This is a genomic window from Cellulosimicrobium sp. CpK407, from assembly GCF_051844275.1.
Lineage (GTDB): Bacteria > Actinomycetota > Actinomycetes > Actinomycetales > Cellulomonadaceae > Cellulosimicrobium > Cellulosimicrobium cellulans_G.
Window position 1 is genome coordinate 1 of record NZ_JBGNYC010000011.1, and the last position, 15637, is coordinate 15637.

At 74.9% G+C, this 15637-nt stretch carries 17 protein-coding genes; 4 read left to right on the forward strand and 13 right to left on the reverse strand.

Going from position 1 to position 15637, the window contains the following annotated elements; translation table 11 throughout:
• Window positions 1–105 precede the first annotated feature (105 nt).
• From ABWU78_RS06950 to ABWU78_RS06980, 7 genes are all read right to left on the reverse strand, one after another.
• Window positions 106–792: a hypothetical protein gene (locus tag ABWU78_RS06950; RefSeq protein ID WP_439157945.1), complete on the reverse strand. Its 687-nt coding sequence runs from the start codon at window positions 790–792 to the stop codon at window positions 106–108.
• Window positions 789–941 (reverse strand): hypothetical protein, encoded by a 153-nt coding sequence (locus tag ABWU78_RS06955; protein ID WP_439157946.1) that lies wholly within the window; start codon window positions 939–941, stop codon window positions 789–791. The genes ABWU78_RS06950 and ABWU78_RS06955 overlap by 4 nt, the downstream gene beginning before the upstream one ends.
• A gap of 116 nt (window positions 942–1057) precedes the next feature.
• A complete protein-coding gene (locus tag ABWU78_RS06960; protein WP_439157947.1) occupies window positions 1058–2488 on the reverse strand; it encodes an MFS transporter in 1431 nt (476 codons plus the stop codon).
• A 154-nt stretch (window positions 2489–2642) separates the two neighbouring features.
• The gene (locus ABWU78_RS06965) at window positions 2643–3065 is read right to left on the reverse strand and encodes a VOC family protein (RefSeq protein WP_439157948.1); all 423 of its coding nucleotides are present in this window, start codon (window positions 3063–3065) and stop codon (window positions 2643–2645) included.
• 58 nt (window positions 3066–3123) lie between these two features.
• Window positions 3124–5013, reverse strand: a complete 1890-nt coding sequence (locus tag ABWU78_RS06970) for a hypothetical protein (protein ID WP_439157949.1) — start codon at window positions 5011–5013, stop codon at window positions 3124–3126.
• Window positions 5010–5705, reverse strand: a complete 696-nt coding sequence (locus ABWU78_RS06975; protein ID WP_253051667.1) for an ABC transporter ATP-binding protein — start codon at window positions 5703–5705, stop codon at window positions 5010–5012. The genes ABWU78_RS06970 and ABWU78_RS06975 overlap by 4 nt, the downstream gene beginning before the upstream one ends.
• Complete coding sequence (locus tag ABWU78_RS06980; protein ID WP_353707001.1) at window positions 5702–6289, reverse strand: PadR family transcriptional regulator; 588 nt, start codon at window positions 6287–6289, stop codon at window positions 5702–5704. Before ABWU78_RS06980 ends, ABWU78_RS06975 begins: the two co-directional genes overlap by 4 nt.
• 137 nt (window positions 6290–6426) lie before the next feature.
• On the opposite strand from ABWU78_RS06980, the gene ABWU78_RS06985 reads away from it, so the two are divergent.
• The 3 genes from ABWU78_RS06985 to ABWU78_RS06995 are packed head-to-tail and all read left to right on the forward strand — an operon-like array spanning window position 6427 to window position 9049.
• The gene (locus ABWU78_RS06985; RefSeq protein ID WP_253051665.1) at window positions 6427–6816 is read left to right on the forward strand and encodes a hypothetical protein; all 390 of its coding nucleotides are present in this window, start codon (window positions 6427–6429) and stop codon (window positions 6814–6816) included.
• Between the two features lie 20 nt (window positions 6817–6836).
• A complete protein-coding gene (locus ABWU78_RS06990; RefSeq protein WP_253051664.1) occupies window positions 6837–7763 on the forward strand; it encodes an NAD-dependent epimerase/dehydratase family protein in 927 nt (308 codons plus the stop codon).
• Entirely contained in the window at window positions 7760–9049 is a 1290-nt protein-coding gene (locus ABWU78_RS06995) for an enolase C-terminal domain-like protein (protein ID WP_253051663.1), read from the forward strand. Before ABWU78_RS06990 ends, ABWU78_RS06995 begins: the two co-directional genes overlap by 4 nt.
• Before the next feature lie 7 nt (window positions 9050–9056).
• Here the strand turns inward: ABWU78_RS06995 and ABWU78_RS07000 are convergent, their stop codons facing one another.
• The 3 genes from ABWU78_RS07000 to ABWU78_RS07010 all read right to left on the reverse strand — a co-directional run bounded on the left by ABWU78_RS07000 (window position 9057) and on the right by ABWU78_RS07010 (window position 11672).
• Window positions 9057–10925 carry a lipase family protein gene (locus tag ABWU78_RS07000; RefSeq protein ID WP_253051662.1) on the reverse strand — a complete coding sequence of 623 codons (1869 nt, stop codon included), beginning with the start codon at window positions 10923–10925 and terminating at the stop codon, window positions 9057–9059.
• 70 nt (window positions 10926–10995) lie between these two features.
• On the reverse strand, window positions 10996–11406 hold the full coding sequence (locus ABWU78_RS07005; protein WP_253051661.1) for a type II toxin-antitoxin system VapC family toxin: 411 nt from the start codon (window positions 11404–11406) through the stop codon (window positions 10996–10998).
• A complete protein-coding gene (locus tag ABWU78_RS07010; protein ID WP_253051660.1) occupies window positions 11403–11672 on the reverse strand; it encodes a type II toxin-antitoxin system VapB family antitoxin in 270 nt (89 codons plus the stop codon). Before ABWU78_RS07010 ends, ABWU78_RS07005 begins: the two co-directional genes overlap by 4 nt.
• 284 nt (window positions 11673–11956) lie before the next feature.
• On the opposite strand from ABWU78_RS07010, the gene ABWU78_RS07015 reads away from it, so the two are divergent.
• Complete coding sequence (locus tag ABWU78_RS07015; protein WP_439157950.1) at window positions 11957–14047, forward strand: glycosyl hydrolase family 28-related protein; 2091 nt, start codon at window positions 11957–11959, stop codon at window positions 14045–14047.
• Between the two features lie 133 nt (window positions 14048–14180).
• On the opposite strand, the gene ABWU78_RS07020 is transcribed toward ABWU78_RS07015, so the two are convergent.
• The 3 genes from ABWU78_RS07020 to gcvH all read right to left on the reverse strand — a co-directional run bounded on the left by ABWU78_RS07020 (window position 14181) and on the right by gcvH (window position 15607).
• On the reverse strand, window positions 14181–14609 hold the full coding sequence (locus ABWU78_RS07020; protein WP_253051658.1) for a (deoxy)nucleoside triphosphate pyrophosphohydrolase: 429 nt from the start codon (window positions 14607–14609) through the stop codon (window positions 14181–14183).
• A gap of 79 nt (window positions 14610–14688) precedes the next feature.
• Complete coding sequence (locus ABWU78_RS07025; RefSeq protein WP_253052488.1) at window positions 14689–14898, reverse strand: helix-turn-helix domain-containing protein; 210 nt, start codon at window positions 14896–14898, stop codon at window positions 14689–14691.
• 331 nt (window positions 14899–15229) lie between these two features.
• Window positions 15230–15607: a glycine cleavage system protein GcvH gene (gene gcvH / locus ABWU78_RS07030; RefSeq protein WP_253051657.1), complete on the reverse strand. Its 378-nt coding sequence runs from the start codon at window positions 15605–15607 to the stop codon at window positions 15230–15232.
• Window positions 15608–15637: the final 30 nt, after the last annotated feature.

Consider the following 15637-nt stretch of genomic DNA (forward strand, 5'->3'; position numbering starts at 1 on the left):
GTCGACCGCGCGGTCGCGCGCCCCGCGGGAGAAGTCCGCCTGACGCCCGGGGACCCCCGGCCCCGCCGAGGTGGAGCCACGGTTCTGTCTCGCGCGACCACGGGTCTACGCCGACCGACGACGGGTCTCCCTCGGCAGCACCAGGGGGCGGTACGCCTCGCCGGCGAAGTGGCGCAGGGCGGTGTCGAGGTCGCGGGCGACGGGGACGTCGAGGTCGGCCGTGAACGGGACGGACGACAGCAGGCGTTCGTGCGTGAAGGGCTCGGGGAGCACCAGGCGGGCGAGCGGTGCGGCGTCGCTGTCGGCGCCGTCGGCGTCGTCGGTCTCGGCACGCGGGCACCACCGGAGCGAGACGGTGACGGAGCTGGCCGGACCCCTGGGCAGGAGATGGGTGCTCGGAGGCCGGACGGACTCGACGTGGACCGCGACGGCGTCCAGGTCGACCCAGTCGAGCCACAGGGCGCCGGCATCGAGGCGCAGGCCGTCGGGGCCGACGGTCACGGTGTGCCGGGGCGCCCGCACGAAGGCCAGCACGGTCGCGGTACCCAGCCCGCCGAGGAACGCGACGACGAGCGTCAGGAGCACCACCGCGACCGGGACGGGCACCCGCACCGACTCCGGGTGGAGCACGACCTGGCGCACGACGAGCACGGCCGCAGCGATCAGCGCGAGCCCGAGGACGAGGAAGAACGGCCGCCGCTCGGCGAGACGCAGGACGAGCGGGCGGTCGCCGTCGGGCTGCCAGGTCCCCGGCTCGGGGGCGCCGTCGGGCCGGGTGGCCTCCGCGCTCACGGCCGGACGTCGCGCACGTCGCGGGCGTCGCGGGAGAGCCGCTCGTGCGCCTCGACGACGTGCACGACGGCGGCCGCGTCGCCCGCCGGATCGAGGTTCCCGACCGGGTCGGTGCAGACCTCGGCGGTGGCGAGCGGAGTCACGGTCATGCACGCATGATCGCGTGCCGGGCGGCGGGAGGCGAAACCGAGCGCCGTCGGTGCCGGGCACGCCACGGGCGGTCGCGCGCGTGGCCCGCGACCGCCCGTGGCGGGTCGTGCGCGACTCACGCGCCGACGGCCTCGCTCTCGCGCGCCGGTTCGCCGGCCCCGGTGCGGGGCGGCGTGCGGAGCAGCACCGCGCTGAGGAGCGCTGCGACGAGCGCGACGACCCCGGCCCCGAGGAACACCGCCGAGTACCCGTCGGTGAGCGCGACGAGGTCGTCGCTCGCGGTCGCCCCGAACGCCGCGCCGACGGCCGTCATCGCGGCGAGGCCCAGGGCGGACCCCACCTGGTAGCTCGTGTTGACGATCCCGGACGCGAGGCCGCCGTCCTGCGGCGGGGCGCTGGAGATCGCGGTCCCGAGCGACGGGATGAAGGCGAGCGACATCCCGAGCGCCGCGACGAGCGTCGCGGGCAGCACGTCGACGGCGTACGCGCCGTCGGGCCGGACGAGCGAGAGCCACCCGAGACCGACCGCGAGGACGAGCAGACCGGCGACGACCAGGGCCTTGCTCCCCCAGCGGGCGATGAGGCGCGGCGCGAGCGCGACCATCCCGACCATGACGAGCGCCGTCATCGGCACGAGCGCCGCGCCCGACGCGAAGGCGCCGAGCCCCAGGACCTGCTGCAGGTACAGGTTGAGGTAGAACCACATCGCGACCCACGCGGCACCGAGCAGCGCCTGGGCGAGGTTCGCCGCCCCGAGGTTCGGGGTCCGGAAGATCCGCAGCGGGACGAGCGGCTGGCTGCGCCGGGCCTGGCTGACGACGAAGCCGACGAGCAGCAGGAGCGCCGCGCCGAGCACGACCCACGTCTGCGCCGCGCCCCACCCGACCTCGGGCGCCCGCACGACCGCGAAGACGAGGGCACCGAGGCCCACGGTGACCGTGAGCGCGCCGACGACGTCGACGGACCCCCGCGTGGTCGAGCCGGCGGGGAGCAGGACCCGGGTGACGGCGAGCACGAGCACGGCGATCGGCACGTTGATCCAGAACACCCACGGCCAGCTCGCGTACTCGGTGATCAGACCGCCGAGGAAGACGCCGGCGGTACCGCCCGCGGGTGCCGCGGCACCGTAGACCGCGAGCGCCCGCGTGAGCTCCCGAGGGCTGGACCCGAAGATCGACATGAGCAGGGTGAGCGCGGCGGGGGCGACGAGCGCGGCGCCGGCGCCCTGGACCACGCGCCCGGTGAGCTCGACCGCGACTGTCTCGGCCGCCCCGGCGACGACGGAGCCGACGAGCAGCACCGCCCAGCCGATCGTGAAGATGCGCCGGGCGCCGAAGAGGTCGGCGAGCCGGCCCCCGAGCAGCAGGAGCCCGGCGAACGCGACGACGTACGCGTTGAAGACCCACGACAGGTTCCCCGGCGTGAAGCCCAGGTCCTCCTGGATGCGTGGGAGGGCCACCCCGATGATCGAGGTGTCCATGATGACCATGAACTGCGCGGTGGCGATGAGCCCGAGGGCCCAGCCCCGCCTCGATGCGTCCGACATCGAGCGTCCTCCTCCGGGCCTCGAAGGCCCTGTCCGGCCGCCGGGGACGGCGGCACGCGAGGCGACGGCAACCCGTCGCCAGATACCCCATGGGGGTATCTGGCGGTGAAGGTACTATACCGGTGGGGGGTATGCAAGGGTCGATCTCCGGCGGTCAGCCGACGAAGACGCAGAAGGGGTGGCCCGCCGGGTCGGCGTAGACGCGCAGCGGTTCCTCCGGGTCGTCCGAGCGGTCGTGGAGCAGGCGCGCCCCGAGCGCGAGGGCGCGCTCGTGCTGCCGGTCGAGCTCCGCGACGTCCGGCACGGTGCAGTCGAGGTGGAGCTGCTGCGGCACGCCCTCGTCCGGCCAGGTCGACGGCGGGAGCGCGCCGACCTGCTGGAACGCGAGCTGAACCCCGCCCGGCGCGGCGCGCAGCACGAGCCAGTCCGCACCCGCCGGGTCCGGGTCGCCCGCCGGCGGCGGCTCGTCGCCCGCGCGGTACGCGAGCCCGAACAGTGCACGGTAGAACTCGGCGAGCGCGCGCGCGTCGGTCGTGTCGAGCACGACCTGGGCGATCCGGGGGAACACGTCGGCCACGGCGACCACCTCCGCTCGCCACCGTCGCGCGCCGCGCGGGCACTCGCAACGCGCCGCGTCACTCCTGCCGGAGGGCCTCCGCCGTGACCGTGCTCCGTGTGAGAGGCAGGGTCGCGAGCGAGACGGCCAGCGCTCCCACGAGGACGGTGGCGATCATGAGCGCGAGGACGGTCGGCTCGATCGCGAACACGGCTCCGGCGACGTGGGAGTACGCCGCCGTCGCCACGACGCCGAGACCGGTACCGACCACGACCGCGACGACGAGCGGCAGGGCGCCGGCGAGTGCCTGCGCGCGGCGCAGCACCCGGGCGGGGACGCCGACGGCCATGAGCCGCGCGCGTCCGCGGCGCCGCTCCCGCGCGCGGTCGATCGTCGTCAGTCCGTACGTCAGGAGCGACACCGCGACGGCGATCCCGACGACGCTCCACACCGTGGTGCGCACGGTGACGACCTGGCGGTAGTCGTGCAGCTCGGGCACGTCTCCCCAGGCACCGTGCGCCTCGACGACGGCCAGCAGCCGCTCCCGCACGTCCGGCCCGCCGAGGGCCGTGAGCTCGGCACCCGAGACCCGGACGCCCCAGCCGTCCGCGAGCCCTTGCGGCACGAACACGTCGTACGACGCTCCACCCAGGGGACGTTGCGACGTCACGGCGTCGTCGTCCTGCGTCATCTCGCCGGGCAGCGGGACGGTGTGCGTGGCGCCGGAGTCCCGGTCGGCGAGGAGCAGCGTGTCGACCCGCTCGGGCGCCCACGCCGGGGACGCGTCGCCGGCGCCGTGCACGATCCACGCCGCCTGGTCGTCGCGGCAGCCGGCCACGACGATCGCGCGCCCGAGCCGCTCGCACGTGCCCACGTAGACGGACGGGCAGTCCGACCCGTCGCCCTCGGCGCACGTCACGGGGTCGACGGCGTAGGAGAGCTCGGCGTCGAGCACGCCGTCGACCCGCTCCACGGCGGGGAGCACCTTGTCGCGCAGGTCCTCCTGCGAGTCGCCCGCCGTGACGAACATCCGCTGCGGGCCCTCCTCGATGCTGTGGATCGCGTACGCCAGGTGCGGCGTGGACTCGTAGACGCCGAGGTACCCCGCGGCGGCGAAAGCGACGAAGACCGTCAGGCCGAGAGCGACGACGCGGCGGCCGGTCGCCGCGGGCTGGGTCTGGACCGCCCTGCCGGCGAGCAGCGCGGGCACGCTCCCCGTGCGGGTGAGCGTCCCGGAGACCCGCGAGGAGACCAGGGGCGTGACCAGGACGACGGCGACCCCGGAGGCGGCGAGACCGACGAGCAGCGCCACGACCGTCGCGTCGTCCACCTCGTCGGGCGGGGTCGTCAGCAGGATCCCGAAGCAGGCGAGGGCGACGGGCACAGGGGCGAGCCGCCAGAGCGAGAGCCGGGGCCGGGCGGACTCGCTCGTCGCGGCGCGCGGGTCGTCGAGCCGCCGGAACGACGCGAGGGCGAGGACGACGGACAGCACGACGACGCCGAGCACGACCGTGGCGAGGCGCCATCCGCCCGTGATCGGCGCCCGCAGCACCGGGTCGAGCAGGTGCTCCAGCACACCCCGGACCACGACGAACCCCACGGCACCGAGTCCCGCACCCAGCAGCGCGGGGATCCCGTTCTCGACCGCGGCGACGAGAGCGAGCCGCGCCCGGCTCACGCCGAGGAGGTGCAGGGCCGCGAGCCGCCGGTCGCGGACCGTCGAGGACAGCCGCCCCACGGCGAGCAGGAGCGCCGCGACCGGGACGACGACGAGCGCGAGCAGCGAGACGAGCACACCGCGCTGCGGGTTCACGTCTCCGGGCCGCACGACCGGGTACAGCGCGTCCGGAAGGGCCCACGCGGCTGCGAGGAGCGCGACGGCGACGGCGCACCCGGTCACGAGCGAGACGGCGCGCAGCGGTCCGCCGGCCCGGACGAGACGCGCGCCGAGGAGGACGAGAGGGCTCACGCGAGGACCGCCGTCGGGCGCACGCGGCCGTCGCGGATCTGCACGTCGCGGTCGGCCCAGGCCGCGACGCCGACCTCGTGCGTGACGAGCAGGACCGCGGTCCGCGTGTCGCGCGCGGCGCCGACGAGCGCCTCGAGCACCAGCTCGCCCGCCACGGTGTCGAGCGCGCCGGTGGGCTCGTCGGCCAGCACGACGGCGGGCCGGTGGACGAGCGCACGGGCGACCGCGGCGCGCTGCGCCTGCCCGCCCGAGACCTCGACGAGGCGTCGGTCGGCGAGGTCGGCGATGCCGAGGAGGTCGAGCTGCCCGAGCGCGACCGACCGCGCCTCGCGCCGCCGGGTGCCGAGCAGCCGCAGGGGCAGCTCGACGTTCTCCACGACCGTCAGCTCGGGCACGAGGTCGCCGAACTGGAACACGAAGCCCAGGTCACGCAGGCGCACCTGCGCGCGGGCGCGCTCCCCCAGGGTGTCGAGCCTCCGGCCGAGCAGCCGCACCTGGCCGGCGTCCGGCACGAGCAGGCCGGCGAGGAGGTGGAGCAGCGTCGACTTTCCGGAGCCGGAAGGCCCCATGAGCGCGACGACCTCGCCCGCGACGACGTCGAGGTCGACCCCGCGCAGCACGGGGTCGGCGCCGTACGCGTGCTCGATCCGGCGCGCCGACAGCACCACGTCCCGCGCCGCCCCGTCGCTCACCGGGCACCGCCGTCGTCGCCGGCCGGGGCCTCCGGGTGCGCGCCCGCCGCTGGCGCGCCCAGCGCCTCCGCGACGTCACGGCGCAGGTCCCCCAGCCGCGCCCCAGCGACCTCGATCCAGCGCAGGTCCGCCTCGAGGTGCGCCGTCTCGTAGTCGCCCGCGAGCCGGTCGACGGCGTCGCCCGCCCGGCGCGCGGCCGTGAGCTCGCGCATCCGGACGAGGTACACGTCGCGCTGGGCGTCGAGGATCCCCGTGACCTCCCGCCCGCTCGCGAGCGCCAGCACGACCCGTGTGAACAGCTCGCTCGGGCGTCCGCCCGGGAGGTTCGGGGTCGTGAGCCAGCGGTCGAGCTCGGCGACGCCGCCGGGCGTGATGGCGTACACCTTGCGGTCAGCCCCCGCTCCGGGCTCGACCCCGACGCCCGCCGCGAGCCCGTCGCGTTCGAGCCGGGAGAGGGTCGCGTAGACCTGCCCGTACCGCAGCTCGCGCTCGTGGCCGAGCAGTCCGTCGTACCTCCGCTTGAGCACGAACCCGTGCGCAGGACCGGTGTCGAGCAGCGCGAGCATCGCCATGGGGACCGTCATGGGGCGAGTGAACCACAGGTGCACACTCGGTGTATACCCTCGGTGTGCACCCGCCTCCCGGAGGGCTGTCGTCCGGTGGCGACGATCGGCCGGGACTAGGCTCGCGCGCAGCAGGAACGAGCGCCCGAGGAGACCGCATGACCGAGCAGGACGCGCGGCTCGCGCGGCACGTCGCCGAGGCGGCGGACGCGTGGCTCCGCGACCCGCTCGACGCGGGCGTGTACCGCCGCCTCGTCGACGCGACGCTCGCGTGGCGAGCCGGGGGCGGCCGCGTGGTGCCGGGAGCGACGACGGCGACCGCCGTCCCGGCCGACGCCCCGCCGCCCTGGACCGGTGCCGACGCGCTGCGGGGCGACATCGACGACGGGGACGACGACGCCCGCTACCTCCGCCCCGAGCGCGCGCCGCGCGCGGTGGGCAGCACGCTCGCGGACGTCGCGAGCATGCTGCGCGCGCGGGCGATCGCCGCCACCCCGGAGAGCAAGACGACGACAGACAGCCCGCAAGAACGCGACGACAAGGCCTGACCGGGACGTAGGGTGAGGGCATGACGCGCGTCCTCGTCACCGGCGCCGACGGCGGTATCGGCCGCGCGACCGTGCAGCATCTCCTCGACCGCGGGTACGTCGTCACGGCCCTGTCCACCGCGTTCGAGCACCCCTGCCCCGCCGACCGGCTCGTCGTCGGCGACGCCCGCTCCCCCGAGGACGTGGGCCGCGGGCTCGAGGGCGCGGACGCCGTCGTCCACCTCGCGGCGATCCCGCACCCGAACCTGGGCACCCCGCTCGAGGTGTACGCGACCAACACGACGGCGACCTGGGCCGTGCTCTCGCTCGCGGGCGAGCAGGGCGTGCGGCGCGCGGTGCTCGCGAGCAGCATCAACGCGTTCGGGGTCCCCATGAACCCCCACGACGTGCACCCCGCCTACTACCCGCTCGACGAGGACGTGCCGGCCGACGTCGCCGACGCCTACTCGCTCTCGAAGCAGGCGGACGAGGCTGCTGCCCGGGCCGCGTGGCGCCGGTGGGGTCTCGACGTCGTCGCGCTGCGCTTCCCGCACGTGCGCGACGCCGCCGGGCTCCGGGAGACCGCGGCCGCCGTCGCCCGCGACCCGCGCGTCATGGCACGCGAGGGCTGGGCCTACCTGGACCTGCGCGACGCGGTCGCGGCGATCGAGGCCGGGCTGACGGCCGACCTCACGGGCGCGCACGTCGTCGGGCTCGCCGCCGACGACACGCTCCTGGACGCCCCGACCCCGGAGCTCCTCGCCCGCTACGCGCCCGAGGTACCCCTCACCCGCGCGATCGGGCCGCGCGACGGCCTCGTCGACACGCGCCGCGCGCGCGAGCTGCTCGGCTTCCGGCCGCGGCACTCGCTCCACCGCCCGGACGACGCGCCCGCCCCACCCGACGGCGGGACTGCCGCCCGGCCCCGCACCCAGCCCGACGCCCGACCCACCCCGGAGACCCCGTGACCGACGCCCCGCTCAGCACCGTCCACCCCGTCGACCCGGCGTTCGCGAACCCGTGGCCCGCGCGCGACGGCACGCGCATCACGGGCGTGCGCGCGATCGTCACGGCGCCGGACGGCATCCCGCTCGTCGTGGTGCGCGTCGACACGAACGTGCCCGGCCTCTACGGGCTCGGGTGCGCGACGTACACGCAGCGCTGGCACGCGGTGGCCGCGTACGTGGAGCAGCACCTCGAGCGGATCGTCGTCGGTCGCTACCCCGGCGACGTCGGCGACCTGGTGCGCCTCGTGCGCCTCGCGCCGTACTGGCGCGAGGGGCCAGTGGGGAACAACGCGATCAGCGGGCTCGACATGGCGCTGTGGGACATCGCCGGCAAGCGCGCGGGCATGCCGGTGCACGAGCTGCTGGGCGGCAAGGTGCGCGACGCCGCCGACACGTACCTCCACGCGAGCGGGCGCACCGTCGAGGAGACGATCGACGACGCGCACCGGATCGTCGACGCCGGGTGGCGGCACGTGCGCATCCAGACCGGCCAGCCGGGCATCGGCCACTACGGCACGGCCGCCGACCCCGAGCCGGGCTACCCCGCCGCGCCCAACCCGCGCGGGTGGAGCGTCGAGGAGTACCTGCGCCGCACGCCCCGGCTCTTCGCCGCCGCCCGCGAGGCGCTCGGCGAGCAGGTCGAGCTGCTGCACGACGTCCACTCGCGCCTCACCCCCAAGCAGGCCGTGATGCTCGCGCGAGCCCTCGAGCCGTACCGCCCGTTCTTCCTCGAGGACGTCCTCGCGCCGGAGCACTGGGACCGCCTGCCCGAGGTGCGCGCGGCGTCACCGGTGCCGATCGCGGTCGGCGAGCTCGCGACGTCGTTCCCCGACGCCGCCCGGCTCGTCCTCGGTGGCGGCGTCGACCTGATCCGGTGCCACATCAGCGCGATCGGGGGGCTCAGCGCGGGCCGGGCGCTCGCGACCGCCGCCGAGCTGGTCGGGGTGCGCACGGCCTGGCACGCGCCGGGCGACACCTCCCCGGTGGGCGCGGCGGCGAACGTCGCGCTCGACGTCACGTCGACCGCGTTCGGCATCCAGGAGGGCCACGTGTACTCCGACGCCGTGCACGAGGTCTTCCCCGGCACGCTGCGGATCGTGGACGGCTGGCTGCGCCCGCACGACGCGCCCGGGTTCGGCGTCGACCTCGACGAGCGCGCCGCGGCCCGCTACCCCGCGGACCTCGCGGGCCACGACGCGTGGGCCGCGGGCGTACGCGCGCCCGACGGCGGTCTGGTCGCTCCCTGAGGACCGGTCACCCGGCGGCGCACGTCGGGGTCGGCGGCTCGCCCGCGAGCCGCGCCTCGGTCCACCGCACGAGGTCCGTCGCCGCGGGCGAGTCCGCCTGCACGAGCCCGACGTGGTCCCGGCCCTGGTAGGTGCGGTAGTCGACCGGCTGCCCGGCCGCGCACCGCGCGCCGACGTACGCCTCCTGCGCCGTCGGGAGGATCAGCGTGTCGGAAGCCCCCTGGGCGACGAGCAGCGGCGCGGCGACCGGACCCGTCGGCACGTTCTCGGCCAGGCGCTCGCCGAGCGGGCCGGTCGTCGGGTCGGTCGTCCACAGCGGCTGGTCCATCGACAGGGCCTCCGCGACCGAGACGAGCGCGCTCGGCTCCGACAGGCAGCGCGACGCCATCTCCCGCACGACGAACCGCGCACCGGGCCGGACGTACCCCGCCGCGTCGCTGTCCGGGTAGATCGCGTCGTACGCCTCCACGACGAACGACGCGAAGACGCTGCCGCCCGCGACGTTCTCCAGGTGGGGCACGAGGCCGGTGAGGTCGCTCGCGGGCGCGAGCGCGGCGACGCCCGCGAGGGGGACGTCGGGCGCGTACTCCGGGGCGACGGCCCCGGTCCACAGCGCGGCGTGGCCGCCCTGCGAGTGTCCCCAGACGACGGTCTGCTCGCCGAGCGTCGCGCCGTCCAGCTCCCGCGCGGCGCGGACGGCGTCGAGCACGGACCGCGCCTCGCCCTGCCCGACGAGGTACGGGTGCGGGCCGTCGGTACCCAGGCCCACGTAGTCCGTGGCGACGAGCGCCCAGCCGTGCGCGAGGACGTCGTCGAGCAGGAAGAACGCGCCGGACTCGAACGGCTCGGCGAGGACCGACGGCGCACAGCCGCGGGCGAAGCCCGTCGTGCCGTGGGCCCACGCGATCACGGGCGGCGCGGCGTCGTCCCGGAGGGCGTCCGGCACGACGACGATCCCGCTCGCCACCGCGGGCTCGCCCTCGTCGCGGGTGGTCGTGTAGAGGATGCGCCACGCCGTCGCACCGTCGGGGATCTCGCGCGTGAACGGCTCCGCGCGCAGGAGCCGACCGGGCTCGCCCGGGACGGACGCGGGCGGGTCGTAGAACGCGTCGACCTGCGGCGCCGCACGGTGCAGCCCGACGCTGACGGCCGCGAGCGCGCCGGCCGCGACCACCGCGAGGACCGCGCCGACGAGCGCCACCCGGCCGTGGCGGCGAGGCTCGGACGTGCCGGGCGCCGCGGGCGCGCCTCCCCCGCCGCCGGGCACGGCACCGTCGGTGGCGCCGGACGGTCCCGCCGGCCCGCGAGCGCGGCGGACCCCGGCGACGACGAGGCGGACGCCGAGGACCACGACGCGCGCGCCGAAGACCACCGCGACGACGAGCACCGTGACGTCCGGCCACGCGAGGGCCAGGACGCCCAGCACCACCGAGGCCATGCCGAGCGCGACGCGCGTCCAGCGGTCGACGCCGGCCGACCGGGCCCCCTCGAACCCGTCCAGGACGCCCGCGACGACGAGCCCGACGCCGACGAGGACCGCCACGACGACGATCGACGGCGCCGGCCACACGACGACCGCCACCGCGAGCGCGAGGAACAGCAGGCCGCGCGCGACGTGCGGCCACCGCGGAGACTGCGGCGCACCGGGGTCGTCGGGCCGCTCGGGTGACCGGCCCCCGACGAGCTCCGTGACGCCGAGGACGACGGCTCCGACGACGACCGCGACCACCAGCAACGCGAGCGACGCGAACGGCCGCAGGACGAGGACCGCGCCGACGACCGCGCACACGACGCCGAGCGTGACGGAGACCCACGGCGGGACCCTCTCCCCCGCGGCGGCGGCGGAGGCACGCGTCCTGGCTCCGAGGCGGCTCACGCGGCGACCGTACCGGGCGCGGTGCAGGTCCGCGCGTCGTCCGGGGTCGAGCGCGGCGCGCGGACCCGGCTCAGGCCGGCGGTGCGGCCTCGTGCGCGGGGCGCAGGTCGGTGCGCGAGAAACCGTCGCCGACGAAGAGGAGCCGGTCGCGCGTCGCCGCGGCCAGCGCGTACGCGAAGCAGTCGCCGAGGTTCAGGCGCGCCGGATGGCCGCTGCCCCGGCCGAACTCGCGGTACGCCTCGCGGGCGATCTCGGCGTGCTCGGCCGTGAAGGGCTCGACCTCGATCCCGTACAGCTCGAGGAGGGCGTCGAGCCGGCGGCGCTGCGCCGGGGACGATCGGCTGTCCAGGACGGCGTAGAGCTCGACGAGGGTCGGGGCGGCCATGCGCGGACGGCTGGCCGCGAGCAGGATCTCGGAGAGCGTGTCGGCGCCCGGCTCGTCCAGGACGATGGCGACGAGCGCGGACGTGTCGACGATCACCGAGGGAGACCGCTCTCGTCGTAGAGCGTCGCCTCGGCTGCGCGCACGTCATCGACGTCGAGGTCGACGCGGATCTCGTCGAGAAGCCGGGCGATCTCGGCGCGTCGGGCGGCGACGGCCTCGTCGCCCCTCGACCGGGACTCGAGCACCTCGTCGAGACGGTGCTGGACGGCCTCCTCGATCGCGCTCGTCTGCGACTGGCCCGTGGTCTCCGCGAGCCGGCGCACCAGCGCGTGCGTGCGCTCGTTCTTGATGTTGAGGCTCATGGGCACCTTTCTACCGTGGCAGAACCGCTCGTCTACCCAGGGTAGACACGTGGCCCGCCGATGTCCACGGCTCGCGCTCCGCCGACCGACGGGCAGGACTCCGACGCAAGAAGTAGACGAATGACCGCAATATCGCTACATAGTCTTGTGCTCGCATCGACGTCGCTCTAGTGTTCGGCACGAACGACCCTGCGCGGAGGTGCGGCTGCGCAGCGGCCCGGAGGTCAGCACACCCTCCGGTGAGCACGGAGGCCGACCGCCTCCCGAGAGAAGACGGGTCAACGATGATTCGCAGCACATATCACCCCGTGGCGCGGCGACGCGCCCGGGTCGCAGCCGCCACGGCCGTCGCCCTCACGCTCGTGGCGGGCACCGCGTCGTCGGCCCTCGCCCACGGCAAGCCCCGCCCGCCGGCGCCCGCCGTGGTGACCCGGGCCGCCGTCGACCCGGCGCTCGTCGAGGGACGCGGCGCGGCCGTCCCGTTCCTCGAGCAGGAGGCGGAGAACGCCGTGACGACCGGGACGGTCATCGGCCCGGGACGCGACGCGTACACGATCGAGGCCGAGGCGTCGGGTCGCTCGGCCGTCCGGCTCACGGCGGGGCAGAACGTGGAGTTCACGCTCCCCGCGGACGCGAACGCGATCACGGTCCGGTACTCGATCCCCGACTCCCCCACGGGCGGGGGGATCACGTCGCCGCTCGACGTGTCGGTCCTGCGCCAGGGCAAGAAGGTCGGGCTCGACCGGCGCATGACGCTCACCTCGGCGTACTCCTACCAGTACAACCAGTACCCGTTCACCAACGACCCCACGGCGGACCTCCTCCAGCCCGGCTGGTGGGTCACCGAGTGCGCGTGCGTCCCCGCCCAGACGTCGCCGTCGCCGACGTTCGAGAAGCCGTTCCGGCCCATGAAGTTCTACGACGAGCAGCGCCTCCTGCTCGGCCAGACCTACAAGAAGGGCGACGTCGTCCGACTCACGGTGCCCGCGAGCGGAGCCGCGGAGTGGACCGTGATCGACCTGCTGGACTCCGAGAAGGTCGCTTCCCCGAAGGTGCGCCTGCTCGCGGCGAACGTGCTGCTCTTCGGCGCCGACCCCACGGGCCGCCGCGACTCCGCCGACGCGCTCGACAAGGCGATCGCGTTCGCCAGGAAGCACCGGCTCGAGGTGTACGTGCCGCCGGGCGTCTACCAGGTGAACCGGCACGTGCTCGTCGACGACGTGACCATCCAGGGCGCGGGGAGCTGGTACACCGTGTTCCGGGGCAAGGAGGTCGCGCTCGACACGCCCGCACCCGACGGGTCCGTGCACACCGGCGTCGGGTTCTACGGGAGGTACGCCGACGAGGGCGGCAGCACGAACGTGCACCTGCGCGACTTCGCGATCGTCGGGGACGTGCGCGAGCGCGTCGACACCGACCAGGTCAACGGCGTCGGCGGCGCGCTGAGCAGCTCGTCAATCTCCGGCCTGTACATCCAGCACACCAAGGTGGGGCTGTGGTTCGACGGCCCGATGGACGACCTGCGCGTGGAGAACACCGTCGTCGTGGACCAGATCGCCGACGCGCTGAACTTCCACGGGGGCGTGACGAACTCGGTCGTGCGGAACGTCTTCGTCCGGAACTCCGGCGACGACGGCCTCGCGATGTGGTCGGAGAAGCTGGCGAACGCGGGCAACGTGTTCGAGAACAACACGATCCAGTCCAACACCCTGGCCAACGGCATCGCGGTCTACGGCGGCACGGACAACACGGTCCGCGCGAACCTCGTCGCCGATCCGGTGCGCGAGGGCAGCGGGCTGCACGTCGGGTCGCGGTTCGGCGCCGAGCCGTTCGCGGGGCGCCTCGACCTCACCGACAACACCGCCGTTCGGGCGGGCACGCTCGAGCTCAACTGGAACATCGGGCTCGGCGCGATCTGGTTCTACGCGCTCGACCGCGACATCGACGCCGACGTCCGCGTCACCGGCGACCACTACCTCGACAGCACGTACAACGCGATCATGCTCGTCTCCGACTGGGGCGTGAAGGACCAGGTCGCGATCGAGGGCGTCGCCTTCAAGGACGTGCGGGTCGACGGCACCGGGACGTCCGTCGTGAGCGCGCGCGTGCGCGGCGGAGCGACGTTCGAGAACGTCGACGCGCGCAACGTCGGCTGGGCAGGCGTCAACAACTGCGGGGCGTTCACCTTCCCCGACGGCGGCACCGAGTTCACGCTCACGGACCTCGGCGGCAACGACGGCACGTCGCTCAGCCCGTGGGAGCCGGGCACCGTGAACTGGCTCGGCCGGTTCGTGCCCAACGCGCCGAGCTGCAACGACCGCCCGCCGGTCGTCGCTCCCCCGGCGCCGTCCCCCTGGGTCCAGCCGGTCGGCTGACCCCACCCCCGCTGAGTGCTGGGTATCTGTCGTGTCACCGCGCTCCTGACGACACCTACCCAGCACTCACGGCGGGCGGGCCGGTAGGGTCGGCGCGGGTTCCTCTCGGGCACGGGGTGCCGCGTCAGACGGCTCAGACCGCCTCGGCCGCCACCTGGCGTGCGAGCGCCTCGACGATCCGGACGTCGGCGTCGAGCCACGGGACGGTCAGCCAGGACCCGGCGTCGAGCCAGGTCAGCGCGTCGTGCTCCACGAGCGGCTGGGGCTCCCCGGCGGTGATCCGGGCGAACCACAGGCGCATGACGTGCCGGTCCGTGATGATCCACGTCCCGTGGTCGGGCCCCACGAGCTCGTCACCGAGCTCGACGGCGACGCCCAGCTCCTCGCGCAGCTCGCGGTGCAGCGCCTGCGTCGGGGTCTCACCGGGGTCGACCTTGCCCCCGGGGAACTCCCAGCGACCTGCGAGGTGCGACGGCCGTGACCGGCGCGCGCTGAGCAGGAGCCGCGGAGCGACGAGATCGTCGACGATCGCCGCAGCCACCACCAGTCTGCGCAGAGTCATACGCGGAGTGTCGCACGGCGTCGTGTCGTGCGGGTGACGCGGTCACGCCGACGGCCCGCCGGCGTGGACGGGCCGTCGGTCAGCGCAGGCCGGCCGCCCGCGCCCAGGCGACGGCCTCGGCGCGGGTCGAGACCCCGAGCTTGCGGTAGAGGCTGCGGACCTGCGACTTGACCGTGTTGCGCGTGACGAAGAGCTTGGTGGCGATCTGCTCGAGCGTGACGTCCTCAGACAGGTTGGACAGGACGACCCGCTCGCGGCGGGTCAGCGGAGCGATCGGCGTGGCGATCATCTCCGACGGGGCCGCCACGGGGCGGACCAGCTCGATCGTGCTCATGTTCTCCTCCAGGTGCTCTCCGGTCACGTCATCCCCACGTGGCGAGTTCCGGTGTGTTGCTACAAGAAGAGATGGACGAAGGTCCCGTTCATGACGCGACTTTTCACCCCGAGATCTGACCGAACGTCAGAAGCCGGTCGGCCGAGTCGCGCGTGGCCGGGTCTTCGCAGGTCAGAGGGCTTTTCCGGACAGACGGAACCGGCGCCGGACGGCGCGGTGGAAGGTCTCCACAGGCCGTCTGACGCCGGTTCAGCGGTGTGATCTACGTCACACTTCGTCCAGGAGATCAGCTCCCGACGTGCGCCGCGTACTGGTCCGGGGTGAGCAGGTCCCCCGTCTCCACCACGTCGACCTTGAAGAGCCAGCCGTCGGTGTACGGGTCGGAGTTGACGACCGCCGGGTCGTCGATCGCGGCCTGGTTCACCTCGACGACGGTGCCCGTGACGGGCGAGAAGAGCTCCGACACGGACTTGGTGGACTCCACCTCGCCGATGACGCTCCCCGCGGTCACCTCGGCACCCACCTCCGGCAGCTCCAGGTAGACGATGTCGCCGAGCGCCTCGGCCGCCGTCGCGGTGATGCCGACGACGGCCGGGTTCGAGCCGTCGATCCACTCGTGCTCCGCCGTGTACTGCAGGTGGGCCGGGAACTGGGCCTCGGTCATGGGGTTCTCCTTCGAGCTCTTCGGGACGAC

What these genes read in the sequence shown, in the direction of transcription:
- ABWU78_RS06955 (WP_439157946.1), bottom strand. Translation starts at nt 941, where the DNA reads ATGACCGTGACTCCGCTCGCCACCGCCGAGGTCTGCACCGACCCGGTC.
- ABWU78_RS06960 (WP_439157947.1), bottom strand. Translation starts at nt 2,488, where the DNA reads ATGTCGGACGCATCGAGGCGGGGCTGGGCCCTCGGGCTCATCGCCACC.
- ABWU78_RS06980 (WP_353707001.1), bottom strand. Translation starts at nt 6,289, where the DNA reads ATGACGGTCCCCATGGCGATGCTCGCGCTGCTCGACACCGGTCCTGCG.
- ABWU78_RS07020 (WP_253051658.1), bottom strand. Translation starts at nt 14,609, where the DNA reads ATGACTCTGCGCAGACTGGTGGTGGCTGCGGCGATCGTCGACGATCTC.
- ABWU78_RS06990 (WP_253051664.1), top strand. Translation starts at nt 6,837, where the DNA reads ATGACGCGCGTCCTCGTCACCGGCGCCGACGGCGGTATCGGCCGCGCG.
- gcvH (WP_253051657.1), bottom strand. Translation starts at nt 15,607, where the DNA reads ATGACCGAGGCCCAGTTCCCGGCCCACCTGCAGTACACGGCGGAGCAC.
- ABWU78_RS07010 (WP_253051660.1), bottom strand. Translation starts at nt 11,672, where the DNA reads ATGAGCCTCAACATCAAGAACGAGCGCACGCACGCGCTGGTGCGCCGG.
- ABWU78_RS07015 (WP_439157950.1), top strand. Translation starts at nt 11,957, where the DNA reads ATGATTCGCAGCACATATCACCCCGTGGCGCGGCGACGCGCCCGGGTC.
- ABWU78_RS06985 (WP_253051665.1), top strand. Translation starts at nt 6,427, where the DNA reads ATGACCGAGCAGGACGCGCGGCTCGCGCGGCACGTCGCCGAGGCGGCG.
- ABWU78_RS07025 (WP_253052488.1), bottom strand. Translation starts at nt 14,898, where the DNA reads ATGATCGCCACGCCGATCGCTCCGCTGACCCGCCGCGAGCGGGTCGTC.